The 25,306-nt window shown below is 67.7% G+C and carries 23 protein-coding genes and 1 pseudogene; 19 read left to right on the forward strand and 5 right to left on the reverse strand.

What is annotated here, in order from left to right; genetic code table 11:
* The first annotated feature begins 13 nt into the window (after positions 1-13).
* The 9 genes from AB0M59_RS49210 to AB0M59_RS49250 all read left to right on the forward strand — a co-directional run bounded on the left by AB0M59_RS49210 (position 14) and on the right by AB0M59_RS49250 (position 8,339).
* Positions 14-880, forward strand: a complete 867-nt coding sequence (locus tag AB0M59_RS49210) for an alpha/beta hydrolase (RefSeq protein WP_364629861.1) — start codon at positions 14-16, stop codon at positions 878-880.
* A 22-nt stretch (positions 881-902) separates the two neighbouring features.
* A complete protein-coding gene (locus AB0M59_RS49215) occupies positions 903-1,763 on the forward strand; it encodes a DUF427 domain-containing protein (protein WP_364629864.1) in 861 nt (286 codons plus the stop codon).
* Positions 1,760-3,490 (forward strand): MOSC domain-containing protein, encoded by a 1,731-nt coding sequence (locus tag AB0M59_RS49220; protein ID WP_364629867.1) that lies wholly within the window; start codon positions 1,760-1,762, stop codon positions 3,488-3,490. The genes AB0M59_RS49215 and AB0M59_RS49220 overlap by 4 nt, the downstream gene beginning before the upstream one ends.
* A 35-nt stretch (positions 3,491-3,525) precedes the next feature.
* Positions 3,526-3,918, forward strand: a complete 393-nt coding sequence (gene gcvH / locus AB0M59_RS49225; RefSeq protein ID WP_364629870.1) for a glycine cleavage system protein GcvH — start codon at positions 3,526-3,528, stop codon at positions 3,916-3,918.
* Between the two features lie 3 nt (positions 3,919-3,921).
* A complete protein-coding gene (locus AB0M59_RS49230) occupies positions 3,922-4,401 on the forward strand; it encodes a VOC family protein (protein WP_364629872.1) in 480 nt (159 codons plus the stop codon).
* 104 nt (positions 4,402-4,505) lie between these two features.
* Positions 4,506-5,519, forward strand: coding sequence for a beta-propeller fold lactonase family protein (locus tag AB0M59_RS49235; protein ID WP_364629875.1), 1,014 nt, complete (start codon positions 4,506-4,508; stop codon positions 5,517-5,519).
* A gap of 168 nt (positions 5,520-5,687) precedes the next feature.
* Positions 5,688-6,950 (forward strand): cytochrome P450, encoded by a 1,263-nt coding sequence (locus AB0M59_RS49240; RefSeq protein ID WP_364629878.1) that lies wholly within the window; start codon positions 5,688-5,690, stop codon positions 6,948-6,950.
* A 606-nt stretch (positions 6,951-7,556) separates the two neighbouring features.
* Positions 7,557-7,871: a hypothetical protein gene (locus AB0M59_RS49245; protein WP_364629881.1), complete on the forward strand. Its 315-nt coding sequence runs from the start codon at positions 7,557-7,559 to the stop codon at positions 7,869-7,871.
* The gene (locus tag AB0M59_RS49250) at positions 7,872-8,339 is read left to right on the forward strand and encodes a hypothetical protein (RefSeq protein ID WP_364629884.1); all 468 of its coding nucleotides are present in this window, start codon (positions 7,872-7,874) and stop codon (positions 8,337-8,339) included.
* A gap of 49 nt (positions 8,340-8,388) precedes the next feature.
* Here AB0M59_RS49250 and AB0M59_RS49255 read toward each other — a convergent pair whose 3' ends face one another.
* On the reverse strand, positions 8,389-9,096 hold the full coding sequence (locus AB0M59_RS49255; RefSeq protein ID WP_364629887.1) for a helix-turn-helix domain-containing protein: 708 nt from the start codon (positions 9,094-9,096) through the stop codon (positions 8,389-8,391).
* A gap of 102 nt (positions 9,097-9,198) precedes the next feature.
* Here AB0M59_RS49255 and AB0M59_RS49260 point away from each other — a divergent pair, with 102 nt between their 5' ends.
* The 6 genes and pseudogenes from AB0M59_RS49260 to AB0M59_RS49285 all read left to right on the forward strand — a co-directional run bounded on the left by AB0M59_RS49260 (position 9,199) and on the right by AB0M59_RS49285 (position 13,152).
* On the forward strand, positions 9,199-10,137 hold the full coding sequence (locus AB0M59_RS49260; protein WP_364629890.1) for an NADP-dependent oxidoreductase: 939 nt from the start codon (positions 9,199-9,201) through the stop codon (positions 10,135-10,137).
* 47 nt (positions 10,138-10,184) lie between these two features.
* Positions 10,185-10,556 (forward strand): DoxX family protein, encoded by a 372-nt coding sequence (locus AB0M59_RS49265; RefSeq protein WP_364629893.1) that lies wholly within the window; start codon positions 10,185-10,187, stop codon positions 10,554-10,556.
* 23 nt (positions 10,557-10,579) lie between these two features.
* Positions 10,580-11,629, forward strand: a complete 1,050-nt coding sequence (locus AB0M59_RS49270; protein WP_364629896.1) for an LLM class flavin-dependent oxidoreductase — start codon at positions 10,580-10,582, stop codon at positions 11,627-11,629.
* Entirely contained in the window at positions 11,626-12,267 is a 642-nt protein-coding gene (locus AB0M59_RS49275) for an NAD(P)H-binding protein (protein WP_364629899.1), read from the forward strand. The genes AB0M59_RS49270 and AB0M59_RS49275 overlap by 4 nt, the downstream gene beginning before the upstream one ends.
* 31 nt (positions 12,268-12,298) lie before the next feature.
* A pseudogene (locus tag AB0M59_RS49280) lies at positions 12,299-12,535 on the forward strand (NAD(P)H-binding protein); the annotation flags it as partial.
* A 65-nt stretch (positions 12,536-12,600) separates the two neighbouring features.
* Positions 12,601-13,152: an SDR family NAD(P)-dependent oxidoreductase gene (locus AB0M59_RS49285; protein WP_364629925.1), complete on the forward strand. Its 552-nt coding sequence runs from the start codon at positions 12,601-12,603 to the stop codon at positions 13,150-13,152.
* 504 nt (positions 13,153-13,656) lie between these two features.
* Here the strand turns inward: AB0M59_RS49285 and AB0M59_RS49290 are convergent.
* The 4 genes from AB0M59_RS49290 to AB0M59_RS49305 form a co-directional block, all read right to left on the reverse strand.
* Positions 13,657-14,816, reverse strand: a protein-coding gene (locus AB0M59_RS49290) for an IS3 family transposase (protein ID WP_364629902.1) whose coding sequence is annotated in 2 segments (ribosomal slippage) — positions 13,657-14,535 and positions 14,538-14,816 — 1,158 coding nt in all. Because the reading frame shifts where the segments join, the coding sequence is not laid out codon by codon here.
* A gap of 686 nt (positions 14,817-15,502) precedes the next feature.
* The gene (locus AB0M59_RS49295; protein WP_364629905.1) at positions 15,503-16,324 is read right to left on the reverse strand and encodes a nucleotidyl transferase AbiEii/AbiGii toxin family protein; all 822 of its coding nucleotides are present in this window, start codon (positions 16,322-16,324) and stop codon (positions 15,503-15,505) included.
* Between the two features lie 113 nt (positions 16,325-16,437).
* Positions 16,438-17,490 (reverse strand): type IV toxin-antitoxin system AbiEi family antitoxin domain-containing protein, encoded by a 1,053-nt coding sequence (locus tag AB0M59_RS49300; RefSeq protein ID WP_364629922.1) that lies wholly within the window; start codon positions 17,488-17,490, stop codon positions 16,438-16,440.
* A 555-nt stretch (positions 17,491-18,045) separates the two neighbouring features.
* Positions 18,046-18,597: a hypothetical protein gene (locus AB0M59_RS49305; protein ID WP_364629908.1), complete on the reverse strand. Its 552-nt coding sequence runs from the start codon at positions 18,595-18,597 to the stop codon at positions 18,046-18,048.
* Positions 18,598-19,107: 510 nt separating this feature from the next.
* Here AB0M59_RS49305 and AB0M59_RS49310 point away from each other — a divergent pair.
* From AB0M59_RS49310 to AB0M59_RS49325, 4 genes are all read left to right on the forward strand, one after another.
* Complete coding sequence (locus AB0M59_RS49310) at positions 19,108-19,644, forward strand: hypothetical protein (RefSeq protein ID WP_364629911.1); 537 nt, start codon at positions 19,108-19,110, stop codon at positions 19,642-19,644.
* Positions 19,625-20,464: a hypothetical protein gene (locus AB0M59_RS49315; protein WP_364629914.1), complete on the forward strand. Its 840-nt coding sequence runs from the start codon at positions 19,625-19,627 to the stop codon at positions 20,462-20,464. The genes AB0M59_RS49310 and AB0M59_RS49315 overlap by 20 nt, the downstream gene beginning before the upstream one ends.
* A 293-nt stretch (positions 20,465-20,757) precedes the next feature.
* On the forward strand, positions 20,758-21,078 hold the full coding sequence (locus tag AB0M59_RS49320) for a lantibiotic dehydratase (protein ID WP_364629917.1): 321 nt from the start codon (positions 20,758-20,760) through the stop codon (positions 21,076-21,078).
* A gap of 584 nt (positions 21,079-21,662) precedes the next feature.
* Positions 21,663-24,692 carry a hypothetical protein gene (locus AB0M59_RS49325; protein ID WP_364629919.1) on the forward strand — a complete coding sequence of 1,010 codons (3,030 nt, stop codon included), beginning with the start codon at positions 21,663-21,665 and terminating at the stop codon, positions 24,690-24,692.
* Positions 24,693-25,306 lie beyond the last annotated feature (614 nt).

Consider the following 25,306-nt stretch of genomic DNA (forward strand, 5'->3'; position numbering starts at 1 on the left):
GCAGGGTGCGGGCATGACCACCGTCCATCATCGCTACACCACTGTGAACGGTCAGCGGCTGTTCCACCGTGAGGCGGGCCCGAGCGGGGCACCGGCCGTGGTGCTGTTGCACGGTTTCCCCGCCAGCTCGTTCATGTTCCGCCACCTGATCCCGCTGCTGGCCGATCGGTACCGCGTCATCGCCCCCGACCACCTCGGCTTCGGATTTTCCGATGCGCCCGCCGCCGACGAGTTCGAGTACACCTTCGACGCGCTGGCCGGGCTGACCGCGGACCTGCTGAACCAGCTTGGCGTCGACCGGTACGCCCTGTACGTGCAGGACTACGGAGCGCCCGTGGGCTGGCGGCTCGCCCTGGGCAACCCCGATGCCGTCACCGCGGTCGTCACCCAGAACGGCAACGGCTACGAGGCCGGCTTCAGCGAGGACTTCTGGCGGCCGGTGCGGGAGTACTGGGATGACCGGAACCCGGACACCGAGGCCGGCGTGCGGCAGGCGCTGACGTACGAGGCCATCCGCTGGCAGTACCTGCACGGGGTGCCCGACGAAAGCCTGGTCAGCCCGGACACCTGGGAGCACGACTTCGCCCAGGTGTCCCGCCCCGGCAACGACCTGGTCCAGCTGGCCCTGTTCGCCGATTACGCCGCCAACCTGGCGTTGTACCCGAAACTGCACGCGTGGTTGCGGGCCGGCGGCGTACCGGTGCTGGCCGTGTGGGGCCGCAACGACGAGATCTTCCGGCCGGAGGGAGCTCAGGCGTTCACCCAGGACGCGCCCGGCGCCGAGATCCACCTGCTGGACGGCGGCCACTTCCTGCTGGAGAGCCACCTCGACGCCGCCGCCGGGCACATCCGCGGATTCCTGGAGAAGGCGCTGTCGTAACCGGACGGAAAGGAGCAGGGCCATGGGCCTGTCCTGGCAGCAGGGACCGCTCGCACCGGGCGCGATCGGCCACTTCCTCGTGCCCGGCCCGTTGCCGGAGCGGCTGCTGTTCGCCGAACGGCTGCGCCGCCGGATGCGGGTCCGGTTCGGCGGCGAATGGGTCGCCGACAGCGAAGACGTGGTGCTGCTGCACGAGCCCGGCCGCTACCCGGTCGCCTACTTCCCGCTCGCTGCCGTCGACGACAGCACGCTCAAGCCCAGCGAGCACACCACCCGCCACCGTGACCTCGGCCCGACAGCGTGGTTCACCGTCCAAGCCGGAGCACACAGCACGCCACGCGCGGCCTGGCAGCACACCGGCCTGCCGGACCACGCCGTCGACCTCGGGGGACGGGTGGCGTTCGCGTGGCGCGCGATGGACGCCTTCTTCGAAGAGGACGAGCGGATCGTCGGCCACGCCGCCGACAGCTACCACCGCATCGACATCCGGCAGACCAGCCGTCACCTCGTCGTGCGTCACGAGGACCGGGTGGTCGCCGAAAGCACCCACCCGCTCGCGTTGTACGAATCGGGATTCGCGCCCCGCTGGTACGTCCCGCGCGCCGACGTCGACGTCTCGGCGTTGACTCCGGCGCAGGGACGGACATTCTGCCCCTACAAGGGAATGTGCAGCTACTACGACATCGCCGGCGCCCGCAAGGCGGCGTGGTCCTACGAGGACGCCTATCCCGAAGTCGGGCGTGTCTCGGGTTTGGTGTCCTTCGAACCGGACAAGGTCGAGGTACACCTGGACGCCGTCCGGCTGAGGCTGGAACCCGGCCAGACCGTGGTGCCGCACGGCGTCGACCGCAACCTCACGCTCGACGAGGCGGATCGGTCGTGACGGTGCTGGTGTCGGTGAACGTGGGGCTGCCGAAGGACGTGCCTTGGCGCGGTGTGACCGTGCACACCGCCGTGTGGAAGGAACCGGTCGCCGGGCCGAGGATGGCGCGACGGCTCAACATCGACGGTGACGGGCAGGGCGACACGAGCGGACACGGTGGTGAGCAGCGGGCCGTACTGGTCTACCAGATCGACTCCTACCGGTACTGGCGGCGGCACTTCGGTTGGAAGGGCTTCACCTACGGCCAGTTCGGGGAGAACCTGACCGTCGACGGTCTGCCCGACGACGAGGTGTGCATCGGCGATCGGTACCGGATCGGCGAGGCGGAGTTCGAGGTCACCCAACCGCGTGTCACCTGCTATCGGGTGGGCCTGCGGCTCGGCGAGCCGGAGTTGCCGGCCTTGCTGGTCAGCCACCACCGGCCCGGCTTTTACCTGCGGGTCATCAGCGAAGGATTCATCCAGGCGGGGGATTCGATCGTCAAGATCCGGACCGGCCCGCACGCGCTCACCGTGGCTGACACCGACGCGCTGCTCTACCTGCCCGGCCGCGATCACGGCAAGCTCCGCACCGCGATCCGGATCCCGGCGCTGAGCCCGGGGTGGCGGGCGTCATTTCGCGAGCTGCTGGCCAGTTCGGATGCCGGCGCGGCGGCGACCCGAGCCGGCCCCGCCTGGGCGGGGTTCCGGCCGCTGCGGGTGACCAAGGTGGTTTCCGAAACGGGGAGGGTGACCTCCCTCCACCTGGCCGACGTGGAGGGGAACCCGTTGCCCGCGGCCCGCGCCGGCCAGTACCTCACGCTGCGGATTCCCGCAGCGGGCAAGCCCACGCCGGTGCGCAGTTACTCCCTGTCTTCTCCGCCCGCGGCCGGCACCTACCGGATCAGCGTCAAACAGGAGCCGCACGGCACGGTCAGCGGTTACCTGACGAAAAACGTGCATCCCGGGGCGGTCCTCGACGTGGCGGCACCTCGCGGCGACTTCGTCCTCGACGAGGACACCACCCCGGTCCTGCTCGTCTCGGCCGGCATCGGCGTCACGCCGTTGCTGTCCATGCTCCACGAGCTCGCGGCACAGCACAGCGGGCGCGACATCTGGTGGCTGCACGGCGCCCGCGGACCCGGCGAGCACGCGCTGGCCGCCGAGGCGCGCGACCTGCTCGCCTCCCTCACTCGCGCCCACGAGCACGTCTTCTACAGCGCCGCTGATCCGGCCGGACAACACGATGCCCGTACCGCGGTCGGCCGGATCAGCAAAGAAACCTTGAGTGCCTTGGCCGTTCCCGCCGACGCGAGCGCCTATGTCTGCGGACCGGCGTCGTTCATGACCGACATGTCCGAAGCGCTCAGTGCCTACGGCATCGATCCGGCCCGCATCCGTACCGAACTGTTCGGGGCGTTGCCGCCCATCACTCCCGGCCTCACCGGGAAGCCCCACCGACCGGTGCACCTCCCACCCGGGCCCGCGGGCACCGGCCCGCTGGTGACCTTCGCCCGGAGCGGCATCTCCGTGCCGTTCGCCGCCGGACTGGGCAGCGTGCTCACCCTGGCCGACGCCTGTGCTGTCCCCACCCGATGGAGCTGCCGGACCGGCGTCTGCCACACCTGTGCCACGCCACTGCTTTCCGGCGACGTCACCTACTCCCCGGATCCCCTGGAGCGACCACCCGAAGGCCAGGTGCTCATCTGCTGCGCCCAGCCCCGTACCGACATGGTCGTGGACATGTAGGGGGAAAGGACCGCCGTGCTCCGATGGGAGGAACCATGCCCGATATTCCGGCAGATCTGAAATACAGCAAGGACCACCTCTGGGTCCGCCCCGGCGCCGGCCCGATTCGCGTAGGAGTCACCGACTACGCCCAGGATTCTCTCGGCGACGTGCTCGACGTGACCCTGCCCGGCCTCCGCGACGCAGTCGCCGCCGAGCAGGCCTGCGGTGAGATCGAATCCGTCAAGAGCGTCAGCGAACTGGTCGTCCCTGTGACGGGAATCGTCTGCTCCCGCAACGACGACCTCAGCCGGGCCCCGGAACTCGTCAACACCGATCCCTACGGCCGTGGCTGGCTGTTCGAAGTGGAGGCCGACCCCGCCACGCTCGGCCGGCAGCTCGAAAACCTCATGGACGCCGACAGCTATCGCGAATGGACCGGTGACTGACTGATGGACTACCAGCTCCAAGTCGTCACGCTGTCCGTCACCGATGTCGACCAGGCCGCGACCTTCTACACCCGGCAAGCCGGCTTCACACTCGACGTCGACTTCGCGCCCACCACCGGTTTCCGCGTCGTCCAGCTGACACCACCCGGCTCGGCCTGCTCGATCCAGATCGGGACCGGCCTCACCGACGCACCGGCCGGATCGGCACGCACCACCTACCTGGCCGTCACCGACATCGAAGCCGCTCACCGGGAACTCACCGAACGCGGCGTCGAAGTCAGCGACATCCGGCACAAAACACCGGTCCACGACTGGAAGGGCGACTGGGGACCCGGCCCCGATCCCGAGCGCCGTGACTACGCCAGCCTCGCCGGCTTCGCGGACCCGGACGGCAACACCTGGGTGATCCAAGAGATCGGCTTCCGCACGCCGGAAGGTGCCGGCGGCGGCCGGCCCAGCACCGAAGAAGGCTTTCGGGTATGAGGATCCGGGTCCTCGCGGCGACGGCGGCGACATTGCTGATGGCCGCTACCGGGTGTTCAGCCGGCGACACCTCGGCCAACGAGGCAGGCCCAGGGCCGCACGCCTTGTACGTCACCAACTGGAAGTCCGACACCATCGCCTCGTTCACCATCGACGAGGACGGTTCCCTGCGGAGTCCCGCATCGTCCACAAAGGTCGGGAGCGGCACGGTCAACCCCCAAGGATCGGTGCGGTCGCATGACGGCCGATGGCTCTACGTGGCCAACTGGGGGACTGCGGACATCACTCCATACAGGATCGAGGCGACCGGGGTCTTGACCGCTCTCGAACCGGTCGCAGGTCCCACACCGAAACCGGTGACACCGTCGGCCGTGGCACTGTCCCCGGACGGGCGAAACCTTTACACCGCCAATTTCACCAACGGCGGCGACGGTACGGTGTCGCACTACCGGATCTCTCCCGACGGCAGACCGCGCGGAATCTCCACCATTCCGGCACAGGGCCGGGGCACCACCGGAATCGCTATCTCGGCCGACGGACACACGTTGCTGACGGCCAACATGGGCTCCGGCGACGTCTCCTCGTTCACCGTCACCTCCGACGGCAGTCCCCAGTACATGATGACCGTGGCCACCGGAGGTGGTGCGTTCTACCCCGCCATCACACCCGACAACAGGCGCGTGCTGGTCACGAACTCGACCGAAGACACGATCAGCCTGCTGAACCTGGACCGCACCTCACGACTGACCGTCGCGACCACCATTCCCAACCCCGCCCGGGAGCCGCGAGGAATAGTGGTCAGCCGGGGCGGTGATCGGGCCTACGTCGCGAACTTCGCCAACGGGACAGGACCCGGCCAAATCACGACATTCACGCTGGACCTCGGCGGCATCCGTACCCTCGGCACCCCCGCGGCCACCGGCTCCAACGGCGCAGAGGGAATCGCGCTGTCCCGTGACGGGAAGACCCTCTACACGGCCAACTTCAACACAGACGGCGACGGAAGCATCACCAGCTTCGCCGTCCTGCCTGACGGAACACTGGGGCAGCCGCGCCCACCCGTTCTCACCGGCGGGAAGCAACCTGACCTCGGCAGTATCACGGTTCCCGTCCCCTGAATGCGCGTGGCGCGGATGCGGTGGGCCGATCGGCGCAACCGCTGCGTCCGTGATCTTACGTTGCCGTGACAGGACTGGCCGGAATCCGTTCGGGAGACCGGGAATTCTTTATCGTCGCGGAGGAAGTGGCTGGCGCGGGAACCGGCCTCAGAGCGGGAAGGGGAGCAGATGACGAACGGCGACGCCCTGGTGCTGGACGCCTGCGGGACGGACATCCACGGAGAGGGAGCGTTGCTGCGGTCCGCGGGGGCCGCCAGGCTGGTGGAGCTTCCCGGCGGGGTCCGGGCCTGGGCCATCGCCGACGCGGCCGTACTGCGCCGGCTCCTCACCGATCCGCGGGTCTCGAAGGACCCGGGCCGGCACTGGGCCGCCTGGCGTGAAGGCCGGGTTCCCGACGACTGGCCCCTGCGGATCTGGGTGTCGGTGCGCAACATGTTCACCACCTACGGCGCCGATCACCGCCGCTTGCGGACGCTGGTGGCCAAGGCGTTCACCCCGCGCCAGGTGGAAGCGATGCGCCCGGGCGTCGAACAGGTCGCGACCGGTTTGCTCGACCGGATCGAGCGCACCGCCGCCTCCGGTCAGCCGGTCGACCTGCGCGAGGGATACGCCTACCCGCTGCCGGTGGAGGTGATCTGCCGGTTGTTCGGAGTGCCGGCCGACCGGCGCGCGGCGATGCGCTCGGTCGTCGACACGATCTTCGACACCACGGTGACTCCGGCCCGGGCGCAGGCGAACGCGCTGGAGCTCTACGAGATCATGCGGGGCCTCGTCGCCGACAAAACCGCCGATCCCGGCGACGACCTCACCAGCGCGCTGATCACGGCCCATGCCGAAGACGCCGGACGCCTCGAGGCCGACGAGCTGGTGGACACGTTGATCCTGATGCTGACCGCGGGGCACGAGACCACGGTCAACCTGCTCGACCACGCGGTCACCGCGATGCTCACCCACCCGGAGCAGTTGGCGGCCGTCTGCCGCGGCGAGTACTCCTGGAGCGCGGTGATCGAGGAGACCCTGCGCTGGCAGGCCCCGGTGCCCTACCTGCCGTTGCGCTACGCGGTCGAGGACATCGCGCTGGACGACGGCATCGTCGTCGGTGCGGGCGACGCGATCCTCGCGGCCTACGCGGCCGCCGGCCGTGACCCCGCCGAGCACGGCGTCTCAGCCGACGAGTTCGACCTGTCGCGCGAAGACACGCAACACCTCGCGTTCGGTCACGGCGTGCACTTCTGCCTGGGCGCACCGCTGGCCCGACTGGAAGCCGCCATAGCGCTTCCCGCGCTTTTCGACCGGTTCCCGGACCTGCGGCTGGCCGTGAGGCCGGAGGAGCTGGCCACCATCCCGTCGTTCCTTTCGAACGGCCACATCGCCATTCCGGCTCTGGTCGGCCCTCCCGAGTTGAGCGGCGGCGGCAGGGCAACGGCTTAACTGGGCTCTTGATGACATCCTCAGTCGAACGACCGAGGGCAGACGAGAGCCGGTGCCGATCTCGGGCGCCGGGGACTGGCGGTGCACGCCGACGCCGCGACGCGAGCACACGCCCCGGCTGGAGCTGAAGGCGAAGCGTGGGTAATCCTTCCTTTGGACGGGACCGACCGGGAGGGTCGGGCCCCTCGGCGTTGTCTGCCGTCAGTGCTTCTACTTGACACCGCGTTCCAGGCAACCGTGCAGTATCTGCCGCGAGATTCGGCCTTTGATCGGTCGGCATCACCTCGACCGGGTGTGCGGCTTTGCTCCGGCTCGGAGTTCGACTACTCATGCCGACGTTGCGGAGTCGAAGACGATGCCTATACAGCGAAACTGTGTGCCCTCTGCGCCTTAAGGATCGAGTGGCATCGGCTGTTCGGAGGAGCAATCGAGACGGCGACAACGGAATGGGCGGCGCTACAGGAGGCGTTCTTGGCCGGCGGCGCCCCGATGAAGACACTCGGCTAGCTCAGGCACAGTCGCGGCGCTGCGGTCTTGCGGCAAGCGGTCGCCACTCGGCTGCCAGTCGCGCACCAGAGGCTCGACGAGCTGCCGAGTCGGTCGGCGGTGCACGACGTTCGCGATCTGCTGGTGCAGTGCGGACTTCTGCCGCAACGTAACGCCGAATGCCTGCGCCGCATCCATCTCTGGCTCAGGGACACGCCGGCCGCGCTTCTTGCCGAGCATGCACGCGTTCTCGCGCAGTTCGTCCGCTGGTACGTCCTGCCGAAGGCGCAACGCGCTGTGGCGCGACGCGGTGTCGGGGACAGTGCGGTACCGCCGGTACCGGCTTTGGTGAACGCCGCGGCCCGATTGATGGCCTGGCTAGACGATCTGGGCGTCGGGCTGCCGGGCCTGACTCAGCCGCTGTTGGAAGAGTAGTTGGTCCACGGCCGGGGCCACTATCGCTACGTCTACCCGTTCCTCAACTGGACCCGCGCCCAGGGCATGACAGCACCGGGTGTACGCCTGTCCCCGCCGACGTATCCGCAGCGGGCGAACTATCTCGACCCCGCTGAGCGACTGTCGCACCTACGCCGCTGCCTCGACGATGACGACCTTCCACTCCAGGTGCGAGTCGCTGGTGCCCTGACTCTCCTTTTCGGCATCTCGATCACGAAAATCGTCCGTCTCAGCCGAGATGACGTGCGCGCGGAGAACGGCATCGTGTCATTGGTCGTCGGTGACCACCAGCTGACCGTCGCGGCATCGCCGTTCTGCAGGCGCGCAACAGTGCGGCTCACACTGGCCGCGGCGTTGCCCGGCGCCGTGCTTGCCAGTCTTACTGGGATCGAGGCGACCAGTGCGGACGTATGGACTCGGCGAGTCGGCCGCGATTGGATGCCCTGACCTGCCTTGACTGGGCCGGTCGGCGGCGAGCGCAATTGCGCGGGATGGCTTACTGGGACTTCTGGTTGCCGGCGCAGTCCAGACCGAGCATGGCGTGTGCGAGGGCGTCGGGGTCGGGGGGCGGCGGAAGCGTGGTGAGCTGAGGCGCGGTGAAGGCCTGGATCAGGTAGGCGACCAGGCGGGCTGAGCTGTCGGGGGCGGTGGCGCCGGCGGCGGTGACGACGCCGGCGTTGGCCATGAGCAGGACGACCATGTCCTGGTCGGCGAAGTCGGGGCGCAGCTTCCCGGTGGCCTTGGCGGCCTCGATGAGCCGCAGGAAGTTCTGGTAGGCCAGGGCGCGCTGTTCTTCCAGGTGGGCGGCGGCGGGGAACGTCATGGTCAGCACGTCGGCGAAACCGCGGTTGGCGACTTGCATGGAGCACACGGTGCGGATGTAGCCGGTGAAGCCGTTCCAGGGATCGGGGTCGGCCATGGCGGCCTCGGCGGCCTCGACGTAGCCGCGCATGGTGTCGGCGAACACGGCGTCGAGGAGGTCCTCGCGGGTGGGGAAGCGCCGGAACAAGGTGGCCACCCCGACTCCCGCGGCGCGGGCGACCGCCGACATCGACACCTCGATGCCGTCGGCGGCGAAGACGCGACGGGCGGCGTCGAGGATCCGCTCCCGGTTGCGTTCGGCGTCCACCCGCAGCGGCGCCGAGTCCTGCCCATCGCCGTGCTCCGTGTTCTGGCCTGGGTTTTCGTGGTCGGCGCTGCCCATGGAGCCCATCATAGGCGACAACTGGAATAGCCTTTCCATATGTGGTGTTACAGTCTGCGATGGAAACGGAAAGGCCGTTTCACTTGACCTGAGGAGATCATCATGCGCGCCGTCGCACTCGACACCGTTCCCGCCAACCCGCAGATCAGCGAGGTAGATGCACCGCGCCCGGAGGCTGGGGAGGTACTCGTGGAGGTGACGTCGGCGTCGGTGAACGGCTTCGACCTGTCGGTCGCGGCCGGACACGTGCAGGGGATGATGGAACACCGCTTCCCGCTCGTGCTGGGTAAGGACTTCGCCGGGACCATCACCGAACTGGGCGAAGGCGTCGAAGGGTTCGCGGTCGGCGACCAGGTGTTCGGCGTGGTGATGAAGCCGGTCCTCCAGGCAGGGACGCTGGCGCAGTTCGTGACCGTGCCCGCCGCCTACGGCCTGGCCCGCATCCCCGCGGGCCTGTCGGCGAGGGACGCCGGAGCGCTTGGCCTGGCCGGCACCGCCGCCCTCGACAGCCTCGACGTCGCCCAGGTCGCCGACGGTGACACCGTGCTGGTCTCCGGTGCGACCGGCGGCGTCGGCGCGCTCGCGGTCCAGCTCGCCGCCGCGCGTGGCGCGACGGTGATCGCCACCGCCCGTCCCGGCGCCGAGGCCGACTTCGTTACGGGTCTCACCAGCGCTGACGTCCACGTTGTCGACTACACCGGCGACGTCGACGCGCAGGTCCGCGCGATCGTCCCGGATGGGGTGGACGTGGTCCTGCACCTGGCGGGCGACGGTGTCGAGCTGGCCGGTCTGCTCGGCAAGGGCGGCCGGATCGCCTCGACCCGCGGCCTCACTCCGGACGCCATCGAGAACCAGGACGTCACCGTGCACCCGATCATGGCCGACCCCACGAGCCGGACCCTGACCGTCCTGGCCGGGCAGGCCGCTTCCGGGGCGCTGCGGGTTCCGGTCACCGCGACCTACCCGCTGGAGCAGGCTCACGAGGCGTTCACCGCGTTCGGCGAAGGCACCCTCGGCAAGATCGCCGTCACCTGCTCCTGACCGGTTCCCGGAATTTCCTCGCCTCCCTCACCTGAAAGAGACGCGCAATGAACGTGACCTTGTGGATCCTGCAGGCCGTGCTCGCCGCGATGTTCGGCCTGGCCGGCGTGATGAAGTCGACCCAGCCCAAGGACAAACTCGCCGAGAAACTGCCGTGGGTGAAGGACTTCTCGCCCGGCGTCGTGAAGTTCATCGGTGTCGCCGAGCTCGCCGCCGCGCTCGGGCTGATCCTGCCCGCGGCGCTCGACATCGCGCCCGTCCTCACCCCGCTCGCGGCGACCGGCCTGGTCGTCATCATGATCGGCGCGATCATCACTCACGCTCGCCGCAAAGAACCCCAGGCCATCGCCTTCAACGCGGTCCTGCTGATCGTCGCGGCCGTCATCGCCTGGGGCCGTTTCGGCCCCTACGCCTTCTGAAACCCGCTCTCAAGGAACCTGCCATGACCTTCGAACTCGGCGTCTACTCCTTCGGCAACACCCCGCGGCTGTCCGACGGCAGCCGCGGCCCGACCGCCCAGGCCATCCGCGACGTGCTGGAGGCCATCAAGCTCGCCGACGAGGTCGGGCTGGACTTCTTCGGCGTGGGCGAGCACCACATGCGGACCATGCCGCTGTCCTCGCCCACCTCGGTGATCAACGCCGCGGCCGCCTCGACCCACCGGATCAAGCTCAGCACCGCGGTCACCGTCTTGTCGACCGACGACCCGATCCGGGTGTTCCAGCAACTCGCTACTGCCGCGGCGATCGCGCCCGGCCGGATCGAGGCGGTCGCCGGGCGCGGATCGTCCACCATCACGTTCCCGCTGTTCGACTACGACGAGAACGACTACGACATGCTCTACGCCTCCAAGCTGGAACTGCTGATGGCCGTCAACGCCGGGGAGAACCTCACCTGGAACGGCCCGCACCGCACCCGCCCGCTGCGCGACGCCACTGTGTTCCCCAGGCCGGAGCAGCCGTTGAAGATCTGGCTGGGCACCGGTGGCAGCCCCGAGTCGGTGTACCGCGCCGTCGAACTCGGCCTGCCGATGTTCCTCGGCATCCTCGGCGGCACCCCGCAGCACTGGGCCCGCTACGGGCAGGCCTACCGCGAGGCCTGGACCCAGGCCGGACACCCCGCCGAGCAGGCCGGCATCGCTGTCGCGGTCCACGGGTTCGTCGCCGATACCACCGCGGAAGCCCACGCCACCTACCTCGAGCACGAGCACCGCATGATGGCCGACGGGCTCGCCGAGCTCGGCCGCCCAGCCCCGGCCCGCTCCGACCGCGCCGCGGCCTTCGGACGCGGCGGCATGGTCTTCGCCGGAAGCCCGGACGAGATCGCCGATCGGATCCTGCACCTGCACGGGCTGCTCAGCCACACCCGCCAGATCCTGCAGATGGACGTCGGCGGGATGCCGCAGCGCGAGTTCCTGCACGCCATCGAACTCCTCGGCACCAAAGTGCTCCCGCAGATCCACGCCGAACTCGACAAGGACACACCCGCATGAACGTCACCGTCTTCGGCGCCACCGGCGCCATCGGCACCCTCACCGTCGCCGAACTCCTGAAGCGTGGTCACCAGGTCACCGCCTACGCCCGCAACGCGGCGAAGGTCCCCGCCTCATGGGGAGATCAGGTGAAGGTCGTGATCGGCGAGATGTCGGACGCCGCCGCCATCGACTCCGCGGTGGCCGGCGCGGACGCGGTCGTCAGCGCCCTCGGCCCGAGCATGGACCGCAAGGCCACCGGTCTGCCGCTGGTCGCCGGGACCGGCCACATCCTGGACGCCATGACACACCACGGTGTGCGCCGCTACATCGGCCACGCCACGCCCGCCGTCCTCGACCCACACGAAAAGCCCACGCCCGTCACCCGGCTCATCAGGTTCCTGCCGCGCACCTTCCTGCGCCGCGCCTACGACGAAATCACCGGGATGAGCGGTCTCGTCACCGGCTCCGGCCTGGACTGGACCATCGTCCGGTTCATCGCCCCCAAGGACACCCCAAAGCAACCGCGCGTGCGGGCCGGGTTCTTCGGCACCGACAAGCTCGGCTTCGCCGTCAGCCGCGCCGACATCGCCGCGTTCACCGCCGCGCAAGTCGAGGACACCACCTACATCGGCCGCGCGCCGGCCATCAGCAACTGACTCCGATCCCGTCCCGACGAAAGAGATTCCCGTGACCATCGCGATCATCGGCGCCACCGGCAAGCTCGGCGGCCTCACCATCGACGCACTGCTCGCCCGCGGCATCCCCGCCGACGGCATCCTCGCCCTCGGCCGCGACACCGAACGCCTGGCCGCGCTCGCCTCGCGCGGCCTGCGCACCGGCGTCGTCGACCTGGACGACGTCTCCGGCACGGCCACCGCGCTCACCGGCGTCGACAAGCTGCTGTTGGTGTCCTTCGGCGACCTGGGCGGCCGCGTCGCCCAGCACGGCAACGCCATCGACGCCGCCCGGCAGGCGGGCGTGCCCACCTGGTGTACACCTCGGGCCTGCAGGCGCCGACGACCATCCTGCGGCTCGCGGCCGATCACAAGGCCACCGAAGAACTCATCACCGCCTCCGGCATCCCCGCCACCTTCCTGCGCAACGGCTGGTACACCGAAAACCACCAGCAGGACTTCACGGGCGCCCGCGAACACGGCGTCATCGCCAACAGCCTCGGCGATGGACGCCTCGCCACCGCCCCGCGCAAGGAGTACGCCGAAGCCGCCGCTGTCGTCTTGACCACCCCCGGCCACGAGGGCAAGGCCTACGAGCTGTCCGGCGACATCGCCTGGAACTTCATCGAATTCGCCGCCACCGCACAGGAACTGCTCGGCACCCCGGTGGTCTACCAGTCGCTCACCGCCGAACAGGAACGAGAGCAACTGCTGTCCTACGGCCTGGATGAGGGCACCGCAGGGTTCATGGTCGCGCTCAACGCCGACCTGGGCGACGGCGCCATGGCTTCCACCCCCGGCGACCTGGCCCGTCTCATCGACCGACCCACCGAACCGCTGGCCGCAACCCTGAAAACCTGGATCTGACCGGCCGGGGGTCTGGGCCGGGCCATGGTCGGCGGCGCCATTGCAGGTGGAGCAGGTCAGGACGCTGTGTCGAGCTGAAAGACGTCGCACATGCCGCGCTGTTACTCGCTGCGTCGGGTCGGCGCGGCTCGGGGCAGACGCGTGACCTGGTGCGCCTAGGCAAGCGCGGTGTGCAGCCGCGAGTTGTCGATAGCCAGCCGCTGGATCGTCGCGACGGGCTTCGCGTGGGCCGGCCCACCCAGAGCTCTCAAAACTCGGCGTATCGGGTGCTGTGAGGTCTCGAACGGGCGGGCGTCTCCGCGCGAATATCGCACCTTCGATTGTGCGCACCATTCGGCAGGCCAGGCAACGTTGCCTTAAGCACAACGACTTTGCTAGTGCCGAGCCGACGTCTGGACAGTTGCCACGCTTCGACAGAGCGGGGTCAGTGCGTGGCAATGCGGTCGAACACGATGAGGTCCCGGGTCTGCCCAGACTTCGGTTGACACCGGAGCTGACTGTTTCTCAGGCCGCTGACGCGGTCGTGTAGATGGTCTCAAACTCGACCGGGGTGAGCTTGCCCAGCCCTCGTTGTCGGCGTTTGCGGTGGTACTTCGTCTCGATCCAGGACACGATCGCCAACCTCAGTTCCTCCCGGGTGCGCCAATGCCGGGTATCGAGAACGTTCTTCTGCAGCAACGAAAAGAACGACTCCATCGCGGCGTTGTCACCACACGCACCGACCCGGCCCATCGACCCGGTCAGCCCATGAGTGCGTAACAGGCGCCGGTAGGCCGCCGATCGGAATTGGGCGCCGCGGTCGGAGTGGACCACGGTACCGTGCGGGTCGCGCAGTGCGATCGCGTTACGTAGCGCGCTGACGGCGAGTGAGGCCCGCATGTGCGAGGCGATGGAGTAGCCGACGATCTTGTTGGAGTAGCAGTCTTTGAACGCACACAGGTAAAGTTTCCCTTCTCCGGTGGAGTGTTCGGTGATTTCGGTCAACCACGTGGTATTCGGTGCGTCGGCGGTGAAGTCGCGGCGCACCAGGTCGTCGTGCACCGGCGGCCCGGCCTTGCGGGAGAGGCCCTTTTTCTTGGCGTGCAGCGAGAAGATCTGTTGCATGGAGCAGATCCGCCACACCCGGTTCTCCGAGGCGGTGAACCCGCGGCGGGCGAGTTCGTCGGCGATGAACCGGTATCCGTCGGCCGGGTCGTCGGCGTGGATCTTGAGCGCGGCGTTGATCAGGTGCGCGTCGTCCCAGTTGCGCTGGCAGACTGGGGCTGCGCACCATTGGTAGTAGGCCTGCCGGGAGATGCCCAGCACCCTGCACGTCACCGCGACCGGCACCCGCACATGGGCGCGGGCCGCGGCCAGTTCACGGACGAGAGGGAAGGCTATTTTCCCGGCAAGTTGCCCTGCGAGAGGTAGGCGGCGGCCTTGCGCAGGACCTCGTTCTCCTGCTGCAGCAGTCGGTTGCGCTTACGCAACTCGCGTAGCTCAGCGGACTCGTCCCGGGTCACCCCGGGCCGCTTACCGTCCTCGACGTCAGCCGCGCGAAGCCAGTTCGCCAGACACCCCTCGGAGATCCCGAAGTCTTTGGCTACCTGCTTCAACGGGGCCTCACCACGACGGGCGACGGCGATCACGTCCTCGCGGAACTCACGCGGGTAGGGCTTGGGCACGATGACATCCTCTCAAGCGAGGTCGAAGCCTCACACGTCAGGTGTCAACCAGACCCTGGGCAGACCCGCTCCGGTGACGTTGCCGGTGCTGCACGCCACGGCCCCGGTAACCACACCGGCGGTGCGGACGATCGGCGCCGAACACGTGGTCCCGGCGGTGACCGGGCACCCGGTTACCGGACAACCGGCACAACCCACGCCACGCGGAGACACCAGTGTCACGCCGGCGGTGGCTGCGCCGGTCGAACGGATCACTCCTCGGCTAACCTGCGCGCCGGGAACGGCACCAGCAGTAAAGGTAGAAGGCCCCACGCGCCGCCGCAGCGGAGCGCGACCGCCGCACCGCTTCGCGCGATCGGAAAACCACCCGCCACCAGCTGACCTGCTGGGAACGACCGGATGCTTGGCCGCGGTCGGCGAAGGCGCGCTCCGGGTCGATGTGGTCATGCCGTTGTCGTCTCGGCAGTGGGTGGGAAGAGGGCGAGTTCCTCGCCGGCGGTGATGAGGTCGGCCAGCACCTGTACAGCCAGCGACCCGGAGGTGCCCCAGGGACGGGGGCTTCGGCCCCGAGGAACGTGTGCTCGCCCAGGTCGCCGAGCTCGAAGCGCGACAGAACGGCATCGATCGGTGGCTACTACGCACGACGTCTTACGTGTCGCATTCGGGCAGCTACTTCGGCGCGGCCGTCACCCCCACCGACGGGTCTGCGGTGTCCACGAGCCTGGGGGCGGGGTCGGCTGTAGGAGCGGGGTGAGGAAGGCGTCCATGAGCGGCTGGACACCTGTGAAGGTGTTCATCTCGGTGGGGAGTTCGCGCACTTTCTTGGCGATCTCGCCGTAGCCGGAGCGCCAGGCGCTGTTGGGCACGGTGAACGTCGCGGGCAGGTCGAGCACCATCCCGCGGTCGCGGCGGCGCCTGGCCTCGTCGAGCAGGGTGGCGTGCAGCATCGCGCCGTCGAACGGGGAGTTCAGCGCGATGATGGCTAGGTCGGCGAGGTCCTTGTAGCGGGTGGAGTCGTTGCCGGCGATCCGGTGCTTCTCGTACATTGCGCAGATCTTCTCGGCGACGTGGTCCTCGAGCGGGAATATCCGGACCTCGGGCCAGACGTCGCACTCGACGTTGAACGGCGCATCGAGAGGCTCGGCGACCACGGCGCCGCGGGGCAGGTGTCCGGAGACGACGACGTCGACTTTGACGTCGCGGCGCAGCTCGACGTTGCCGAACATCGCGCGGAAGTAGACGGTCCGGGTGGGCCGGTCGATGTGCTTCTGGTCGGTGGTTTTCTGGTGCTCGAAGCTGATGTGATCGTCGAGTTCGGCCGCGGCCGCATGAATCAAGGCGGCGACCGCCTCGTCGGTGTCGGCCTGATCGCCGAGCAGGTCGATGTCGGTGGAGTAGCGGGCTGCGGGCCAGCGCACCAGCAGCGCCTGGCCGCCCTTGAGCACCCAGCGACCGGGGTCGATGTGGAAGACGCGCGCGAGCAGCCGCCGGTGGTAGTACAGGCCCATCAGCTCGCCCGCGGTTACACCCGGGGTGTTCGCGGCCGCGCTCTTGGCGCGGTTCAGAATTGAGCTCTTATAACCGCCTGGCGTGGGCGGTCGTCCCTCACGCGGCACAGGCGTCAGTCGTCGTTGGCGTCCGGTTTGTCACGGGAAGCATCTTGCCGGGGCAACGCGGTGAGCGGCGGACCGGCCGCCACGGACCGGGCGATCTGCCGCCTCAGTTCTTCGCCACCGGGACCTTGCAGTGCGAACGTCGCGAGGGCACGGCTCAGCTCTTCGCCAGCCGGGTTCGCTATCGCATGCATGCTTTTTCGAAGGTCTTCCAGCGCTGGGTTGTGCTGCATCGCATCGAGAAGGTAGGCGCTGATCCCTGCGGTTGCTGGTGCGACGCTCTCGCGCAGACTCTTTCGCAGGTCATCGGTCGGCCCCAATCCGCCGAGATGAGCGAGGGCTGTCGCCGCAACGAGCGCGTCCGCACCGCTACTGGTGCGCTTTCCCGGCCTGGGCCGGGTGGCGAGGTCGTCGATGGTGAGGCCGATCTGCTCAAGAAGGTGTTCCAGCAGAGCGGTGCCGGTGAGTGGGCGGACGCGGTAACGCCGGGCGTAGGGGGCGATGCGATCGGCGAGGGTGTCCAGCCGCAGTTGGCCGACCTCGACGGCCTCGCGGATGATCGTGGCGATGTGACTGCCGTCGATGTGCTGGTCGAGCAGGTCGCAGACGGTGCGCAGCATGGTCGTCACGGGCAGCCCGTCGGCGAGGGTCACGTCCTCGTCGGTGAGGCCGTCGTCGATCTTGAACCACAGGTCGGTGTCGCGGCTGGTACGCCGTCGAGGCACGGTGAAGGCGATCTCGCTTTCCACCAGTTCTCCGAAGCCGTGCAGCCGGGCTGCGGTGTCGTGAGACAGGACCCCGTCGTCGGGGTCGAGAGGTTCGCGCTCCCAGGCCCAGATGCCGGGCCGCAGCGCGAGCCAGGCGGCTTGCTCGGCTTGATGCCGGTGGACCGCGGCACTGGTTGCGACGTACACGCCGCGGCGGACGAGGTCGAGGAAGCCGGCATCCTTGAGCCGGTAGAGCGTGACGGCGTCGATCCCGAGGCTCTTTGCCTGCCGGGCGGTGACCATGCCCCACTGCTCGCCGACGTAGTCGCCGAGCAGCTCGAATGCCTTGTCCATCTCCACACGGCAGATACTACCCGAACGGGTAGCACTTACAACAAGTAAACGCAGCGTTTGTTACATCCAGAACGTAAAGATCGCTGTCTTAAAGTGTAACTTTCGCTGCTCAAACTGTAGTTAACGCTGCGCCATCCGTGGTCCCATTTGTCCGCGAAAGACGGTGCGCTCATCGTGGTGAGGCCGTCGCCGGTCTGTCGGCGAGCGAGGCAGCGCAGCGAGGACTTCGACTCGTTGCCTCCAGCAGCCGGCTGGTGCCAGCTGAACTTCGCGGAGCGATCGATGGCGACGGCGCCCTGCAACAGGTCCGCGCCCAGCCCCAAACCGCGCGTGCAGACCACCACGATCGCCCGGCTCGTCGACACTACCGCCCTCTACGTGACCGGCGGGGGCCCAGTCGATGCTGTCGTGTAGGCCCGGAGCCGGCAGTTCGCCTTCGGGTGTGTTCAGCTGCTGGGTCCAGTCGGCGAGGACCGCGTTGGTGTGGGGAAGGCGATCGCGGATGAACCGCGAGAGCGGGGTGCCGGAGTGGCGGGCCTGCTCGTAGACGCCCCATCAACTCTCGTAGGGCTGATACGGCATCGTGCGTGGCTCCCGTGGTGGGGCGACGAGGTTGTCGCCGGGCCAGAAGGGGGCTTCCGCGGCGATGCGGTGCACGTGGCCGGTCAGGTCGGCAAGCTCGTACTCCCGCTCGGCCGGTCCCACCTGGGAGCGGGAGCCGTCCGGGTGATGCAGCGTGTGGACAGTGGTCGGGCCACCGCCCACCAGCAGGGCCGTGACCTGCGGCAGACCCAGCGGCATGGCGTCACAGCGCCGCTGCCGGGCGAGGTCGACCACGGCATCGACGACCTGTTCCCAGTCAGCGACCTGGGGCCACAGCTGCCCGCCGGCCAGCTCGAACGTCAACGTCGACAGCGGCACCAGGCAGCCGGGCGTGCGATGGGGGAACTCGGTCAGGCACCGGTACATCCGGCCGCCGTCGGGTTGCGGCACCGTCGGGTGCAGCAGCGTCGAGGCGAGCACGATCGTCGCGTTGATCTCCACCGGATGCTCCGGCGACCGATACGGCTCGTGCAAGGCGAGCAGATACACATCCTCAACCGACACAGTTCCCCCTCATCGTCAGCATCCTCATCCCGGCCAACGCGCCTGCTGGCCTCAGCGTCCGCCGGCGCACCGTACCCGAGGGGTCGAAGAACTGATCGAAAAATCTTGGTCGCGGCTCCCCGATCTTGATGGTTTTCCGCCACGTACCCAACGAACCCCCAGCGACAGGTGGGGGATGCAGGAGGAGGTAGCTGGTGGAACCCGTCTCTCTCGCGACGGCGGTGGCTGCGGCCACAAGCGTGATCGGCACGGTCGTCACGGTCTGGGCACGCAGCCGAGTCTCGTGGCAGCGGGCCCGGGAGCGAGCCCGTGCCGACCACGTACGCCACCTCCCACCTGGGAGCCGCTTGGTCGATCTCGGCGCCCGCGGGCTGACCATCGAGGTCGGCGGGAGCACGCCCTCAGAAGATCCGACTGCCGATGGTCGGCGATGAGCACCAGCCGGACGCGGCCGGCGCCCCTCTGCGACCTGGCTATCTTCCGCAAGCTGAGGCGGCCAGGATGGAGGCGATGCGCAGCCAGTGGATCGCCTTCTACGACGCCGAGTGGGCGCTCGTGATCCGGTTCGTCATGAAGGCCGGCCCGGCCAGCCTGGAGGACGCCCGCGACGCGACGCAGGAGGCGTTCGTCGATTCGTGGCGCGAGATGGCCACGCGGCCCGACGAGTGGTCACGGGTCAACCAGCGCGGGTGGATCCGCACCGTGGCGCTACGCCGGTTCCAGCGCCCGCCAGGGCCGCGCTGCCGCCCCCTCATCTGGCCAGGCGTGGAGATACCGGACCTGCCAGCTCCCGGTGTGGAGCTGGGCGAGCACACCGTGCAGATCCACACCGTGCTCGATGCTCTCAGCTGTTTGAATCCGTTCGAGCGGGAGGTGATGGCCTTCCTCACCGACGGATTCCGGTTGGTCGATATCCCTGGTTTCGTCGACCTCACCGAGCAGAAAACCCGGGACATCGCCCGGTCCGCGAGAACGAAGCTCAAACGCCATCTCGCCGCAGCCGTCACCCCGGAGGGAGGCGCACAGGATGAACGTCGGCGACGCTGACCACCAGCACGACCTCAATGACGACCAGCTCGACGCGCTGCTGGCCGCCGCGGACAGCGAACTCCTGCAGCACATCCAGGCCGAAGTTGACCCCACGACCACCCTCGTCGCGGTCATGACCGACGCAGCGGCCGAGGCTCCGACACCCCCATCCGAGCAGACCGAACGCGGCGCGAGCGGATACCACAATCACCCGGCCGCTCTGATCGCCTGGCGCGTCAGCGCGCGTCGCCTCGCCCGCGACGTTGGATTCGTGCACGACTACACCGGGACGTTCCACCAGGATCTTGACCTCCATCCCCGGGCTCTCGGCCGCCGCGCCTACGACACCGGATCTCTCCTCAACCTTTTCGGTGCCTACGACACCGGCCGCACCATCGAGCAGACCCTCGTCTCGGTCCTCGACAGCGCCCGCCTCCTCACCCACGACCTCACCCTCACTTATGACCTCCTCACCCACCTCTTCGAGCTGGCCCAAGCCCTCACCCGTGCCCGCGACCTCATCTCCACCCTCTCCGACCTGGTGGACTGGGATTTGGCCTGCAGACTCGTCAGCGCCGTCCAGGACGCCCTCGGCGACGCCCTCACTCACGCCCGCGCTCTCACTTCGGCAGGTGGCGAGATCGACGCTTCCGGAGCCGACCTGTCCCAGCTGCAGATCGACGACCTTGACCTGGTAGTGGGCGTGGTGTGGACGGCAGAAACCGTCTGGCCGCCGGAGCTGAGAAGCCGAATCCTCACCCGATCCAGGGAAATTCGCACCGGTGTATTCCTGGTGGGCAACGGCACCGAGCGGACCTCGGTGTTCGCGAGCGACTGACCACAGGGAGCAGGCAGTGGATAGCCACCGGGTCGTGCTGAAGGCCGATAGCCCCCCTGCGGGCGCCGTAGCGCCGCGTTGGCGAGCCGGTGGTCGAGCACGCGGACACCGTCGGTGACGAGCACACCGATTTCGCCAACGTTGCGGCCAGTGCTGGGTCGGGGGAGAGGGTGAGGCGGTTGGTAGCGCCGAGGTAGAGATTTCCGTCGCCGCGCGGCACCGGGTGCCGTAGGCGAACCCGCTGTTCGGCGTGCGCACCCAGAGGGTGCGCGACTCAGCGGCGCTGCAGTCCCTTGGCGCCCGCGTCGACCACATCATCAGCGACGACGCCGCCGAGACCACGACCAAGGAATTACGCCGTGCCGAGGTCCGTGGCCTCCTACCTGTTGCGTTGGCAGCCACGGGCGACACAGTTCGGCGTGTTCGCCGGCGTCGGTGTGGTCGGCGTCGGGCCCGCGACAGCGAACGTCAGCACGAGGCATCGAGCCGTGGCGCTGCCGGACGGCGATTCGCTTACCGCGCTGATAGACCAGCTGGAACGACACACGGGCCTGCGCCGACGCTTGACGGTCGTGGCCGACGACGCGCGCTGTTCGTGTGCATCGGCCGCGTGACTTGCACCGCCGCGCCGAGGTCGCGCCGCATGTCGGGGACCGCTACGGGAGTCCTCGGTGCGGTTCACCCGCCCAGTGGGGGGTTCATCCTGGCCGCGGCCGGTGCCCAGCCCGCTTCGACACTCTCGGCGACCGGTTGACCGGCGAGTTCCCCGCCGTGTCGCCCGGTTGGCGTGTTCGAGAGGTGAACGGACAGCAGTGTTGTGCCGGGCCGAAGCTGATGCCCTTGGTCGAGATGTGCACCGTGAGCGACCATCGACGACAGGGCAGACCGTCGCAAATGGAGTAGTGAAGACAAATATTCACACTATTGTGTCTGTGAAGCGATTCGTTGAGTGGCTCTTCTTGGTGCGCCGTCGCTTGTTCATGCCCCTAATAGGTGACCCTTGGCGGAATTTCGTGACGAACTGTGGGTCGGCTTTCGACGTCTGGATCGACCGTTCGGCGCGGCGGCGCATACCGGGCTGGACTGAACCAGGGCTGTTCGGGCACGGTCGACGACGCAGTCCTGGTAGGACGGCATGACGCGTGTCGTGCCGGTCACCCGCACAGTATGGATGGACCTGGACAATTGAGGCGAAAAGGTGAAACGAACCGACCGTGGTCGGGCAGTGACGTCGTCGGCACGTGCGTCGGCGGGTATGAAGTTGATGCACTGCACGCCGTCCCAACTGGAGATCCGCTCAATTGTCGGTATGGGCCGAGCCAACTCGACGACACAAACAGAACTGACCGGGTACTTCCGGCGCAGTCATGACGACGAGATCCAGCAGCGAGTCTCGTTGATCGCCGCCGGCAGGAGCGGCGTTGTCGCGCTCGTGGGCAGCCCGAAGTCAGGGATGAAGCGAGCGTTGTGGGAGGCGGTCCGTGCGAACAGGCCGGGCATGCTCGCGCCGCTGCTCGATGGATGGTGGATCTGGCCAGGCACCAGTCCCAGTGATCCTCAGTCTTTGCTGGCGCAGATCGCCGAGTTGCCCCCGCGCACGGTGCTGTGGCTGCCCAACGCAGCGCGTTACTTGCTCGATCATGGCCCGGAGCTGGGTGAGCGAGTAGCTCGTGAGCTCCGGGATCTGGTCTATGACGCTCAGCGCGGACCAATGATGGTCTTGCTAACATTGAGCAAGAAAGACATGCATACATTGATGGGCTCGCCGGCGCCCGAGCAAGCGGCCCTTAGTGTTCACCTTCGCCATTTGCTGGCTGGCAGCGTTGTCGGAGTTCCGGAGCGTTTCACGGAAACCGAGGTTGTCGCGGCGAGAAGGTCCGATGACCCGCGCATCGTGGAGGCTGCAGAGCGCGGCGCTGATGGCTACGTGATCCAGTACCTGGTTGAGGCTCCAGACTTCCAGGCCCGCTTCTCGATGGCCAGTCCTGCAGCCAGGGCGATCCTGCAGAGCCTCATCGACGCTCGCATCATCGGTCATGAGCCGTGGATGCGAACGGACCTGCTGCAGGCCGGCGCAGTGGGCTACCTTCCAGAGTGGGAGCGGGCGCGGCTGGGTGAGGACTGGTTCGAGGAAGCGATCGACCAGTTGACAGCTTGTGGTGTCGGAGACACCGGGATGCTGCTGGTGCGCTCGGTCAACGAGGCCGATAACACTGCTGCGAAACGGATGTTCCGGCTCAACGACTACCTCGAGTGCCAGTTTGTGACGGAAGCGGAAGCGCTGACGCTCCCGGCGCCGCATCTGTGGCCCTCGTTGTTTGCTTTCGCCGCCCCGAGCAGTTTGATCCCCCTTGGGCGTGAGTGCCGGAGGCGTGGTCTTCTTCGGGAGGCAGCAGCGTTCTTCCGGCGTGTGCGCGACAATGCTACGGCGTCCGCACGTCGCGAGCTCGCCGACATGATGCGTTCGTGTGGTCGTGTTGATGAAGCGCTCGAGCTGTACCGGACTCCTGCTCGTCACCACGTCGCAGCCGCCGTGCTGGCCGGAGGGCAGATTCTGCTGGAGGCCGGGAGGCCCGAGGCGGCGGTCGAATGGCTGAGTCAAGCCAAGGCATCAGGCGATACGGAGTCGTTGAAGCTTGAAGCCATCGCACACGTCGAGGCTGGGCAACGGCAGAAGGCGATCGATGTTTATCGGCGCATGTCCAAGCAAGGTGACGTGAACGCTGCCGTTGTTGCCGCTGAGATGATCGCCGAGGAGTCCGGGTACGAGAAGGGCGTCAACTTCCTTGTCGTGCAGAGGAGCGCGACAGGTCTGAACACGTTACCCGGAATCGCCGATCTCCTTATCGAGCATGTGGATGAGGCGGCGGCGGTCCGGTGGCTACGGGAACAGGCGCAGTCTGGCGACGCTGACGCCTACTTGGTCGGCGCTGATGTACTGCTTGGCCTCGGCGAGATTGAGGAGGCGTTGAATTGGTGCGATTCTGCCGTTGAGCTGAACGTGGCAGGGGCGCGGATTTATGCTGCCCGTATGTACGCCCTGGCCGGTCTGAGCGACACAGCGCTGGCCCACGCGCAGCGAGCTGCGAGCGCCGGCGAACCACAGGCGCTGATCGAGGTTGCCAAGGTTCATGTGGAGCGTGGTCTTCGCCGTCGGGCGATGGAGTGCCATGTCGATGCCGCGGTGCGAGGGCACGATCGTTCGTGGGTCTTGGCTGCCGAACAGGCTGCTTTCTTGGGCGACATGGGCAACGCTGCAGGTTACTTCCGCCGTGCACGTGGTGTTGCGTCACCATCGGAGGCGGGGCGGATCGCAGTCGCATTGTGTCGGTGCGGGACGGTCGAGACGGTTCACGAGGCGTTGAGATGGTATATCGGTGTCATCGACGTGGTCGGCCCAGATGCTGTGCTGCCGGTGGTTGAGTTCCTACGCGGTGATGCCGCCGGAGTCGCGCTTGAGGCGTACTCAGCTCGGCACGGCGTCGACCTGGGTGCAGCGATGAACTGGCTTGCCGAAGGGTTTGCGCTGGCTGCGAGGAAGGCCGCTGCGGCGAACGCCTCGTTGCAGCAAAATACTAATACTGCCAAGTGCATCGGGCAGTCGCCGATCGGACAGTCTGGCGGCGCGGTGTACTGGTTCGAGCAAGCGGCGTGCAACGGCTATCCGGCCGCACGGGTGCGAGCCGCGGAGCTGCTGTTGGAGTTCGATCGCACGCACGAGGCGTTAGTACTGCTGCGGGAGGTTCAGTCGACAGGCCTGCTGCGTAAGACCGATCCTCGACTTCTCGTCGCGTTGATCCGGGAGAAGCACTTTGATGAACCACTTGCCATGATCGAGTCGGAGTTGGACGTAGGAGAGACCGCACTGATCGGTGATGTGGTATCAGCTCTGTTCCGAGTCGAGCGGACCAAAGACGCGATGCGCTTGCTGTCACGTGCTGTCGACGCCGGGAACGTATCGGCCCGGGTTATCTTGGCGGACCGGCAGGCGCGGCAAAACCGGTATGACATGGCCTTGGAGCACTACCTCATCGCCTACTGCCGTGGGTGCGAAGAAGTCTGGGACAAAGTCGAGCGGATCCTGACAGCTAGTGGTGACGTCACGACACTCGCCGAGCTGCGGATGTACGGCGTTACAATCGAGGGCAAGCCGAGTCTGCCGTGGACTCTCGAGGATGTGGCCAGCGACTTGGCGCTGGCCCCCGGCGGCGACGAGGCGGAACGCTAAGCTGGAAGGACGTTTGCTGAGAACCGGCACCGGCGCAAACCGTCTCTACCCGCTGCACCCCGGCCGGATGAAGTCAATCTCGCCAGGGCCGCTGATCCAAGACGATCATGCGGCTGGCGTCGATGGCGGGTTGCGCGCCGGTCGGGTGGCCGGCGCCCAGCGCTATCTCGATGCGGGGCCCGAAGCGTTGCTGCCGTGGTTCAGCCGGCCACGACGTGGGAGACGCTGGTCCTCGCGGTCGACTACCCCCTCGACTGCGACCTGCACTCGGCGGCCGCGGGCTGGCCCCTGCTACTTCTGCGTGCTCCACCTGGTCGCGCTGGCGGATCCGCTGCCGCGCCCCATCCTGGTCTGCAGTCGTTACGGGCCTACGCTGAGGATGCGGACCTGCTCGTCCGGACTTCCACTCTCGCGTGGCTCAGCGACGCTTCCGTCCGTTGCTGCAGGTCTGGCGACTGTCCGACCTGGAATCAGGTGCCGAAATTGTAGCTTTCGTCAATACGCCAGTACTTGCTACGTTGACGGCGCTAATCGAAACGCCCCACCTGTACTAGATCAACTTCCCCAGGTGGCGGGAGCAGCTTAGCCGGTGTCAGCGGCGGAGTGGGATCACT

Source organism: Amycolatopsis sp. NPDC051371, from assembly GCF_040682155.1.
Taxonomy (GTDB): Bacteria; Actinomycetota; Actinomycetes; order Mycobacteriales; family Pseudonocardiaceae; genus Amycolatopsis.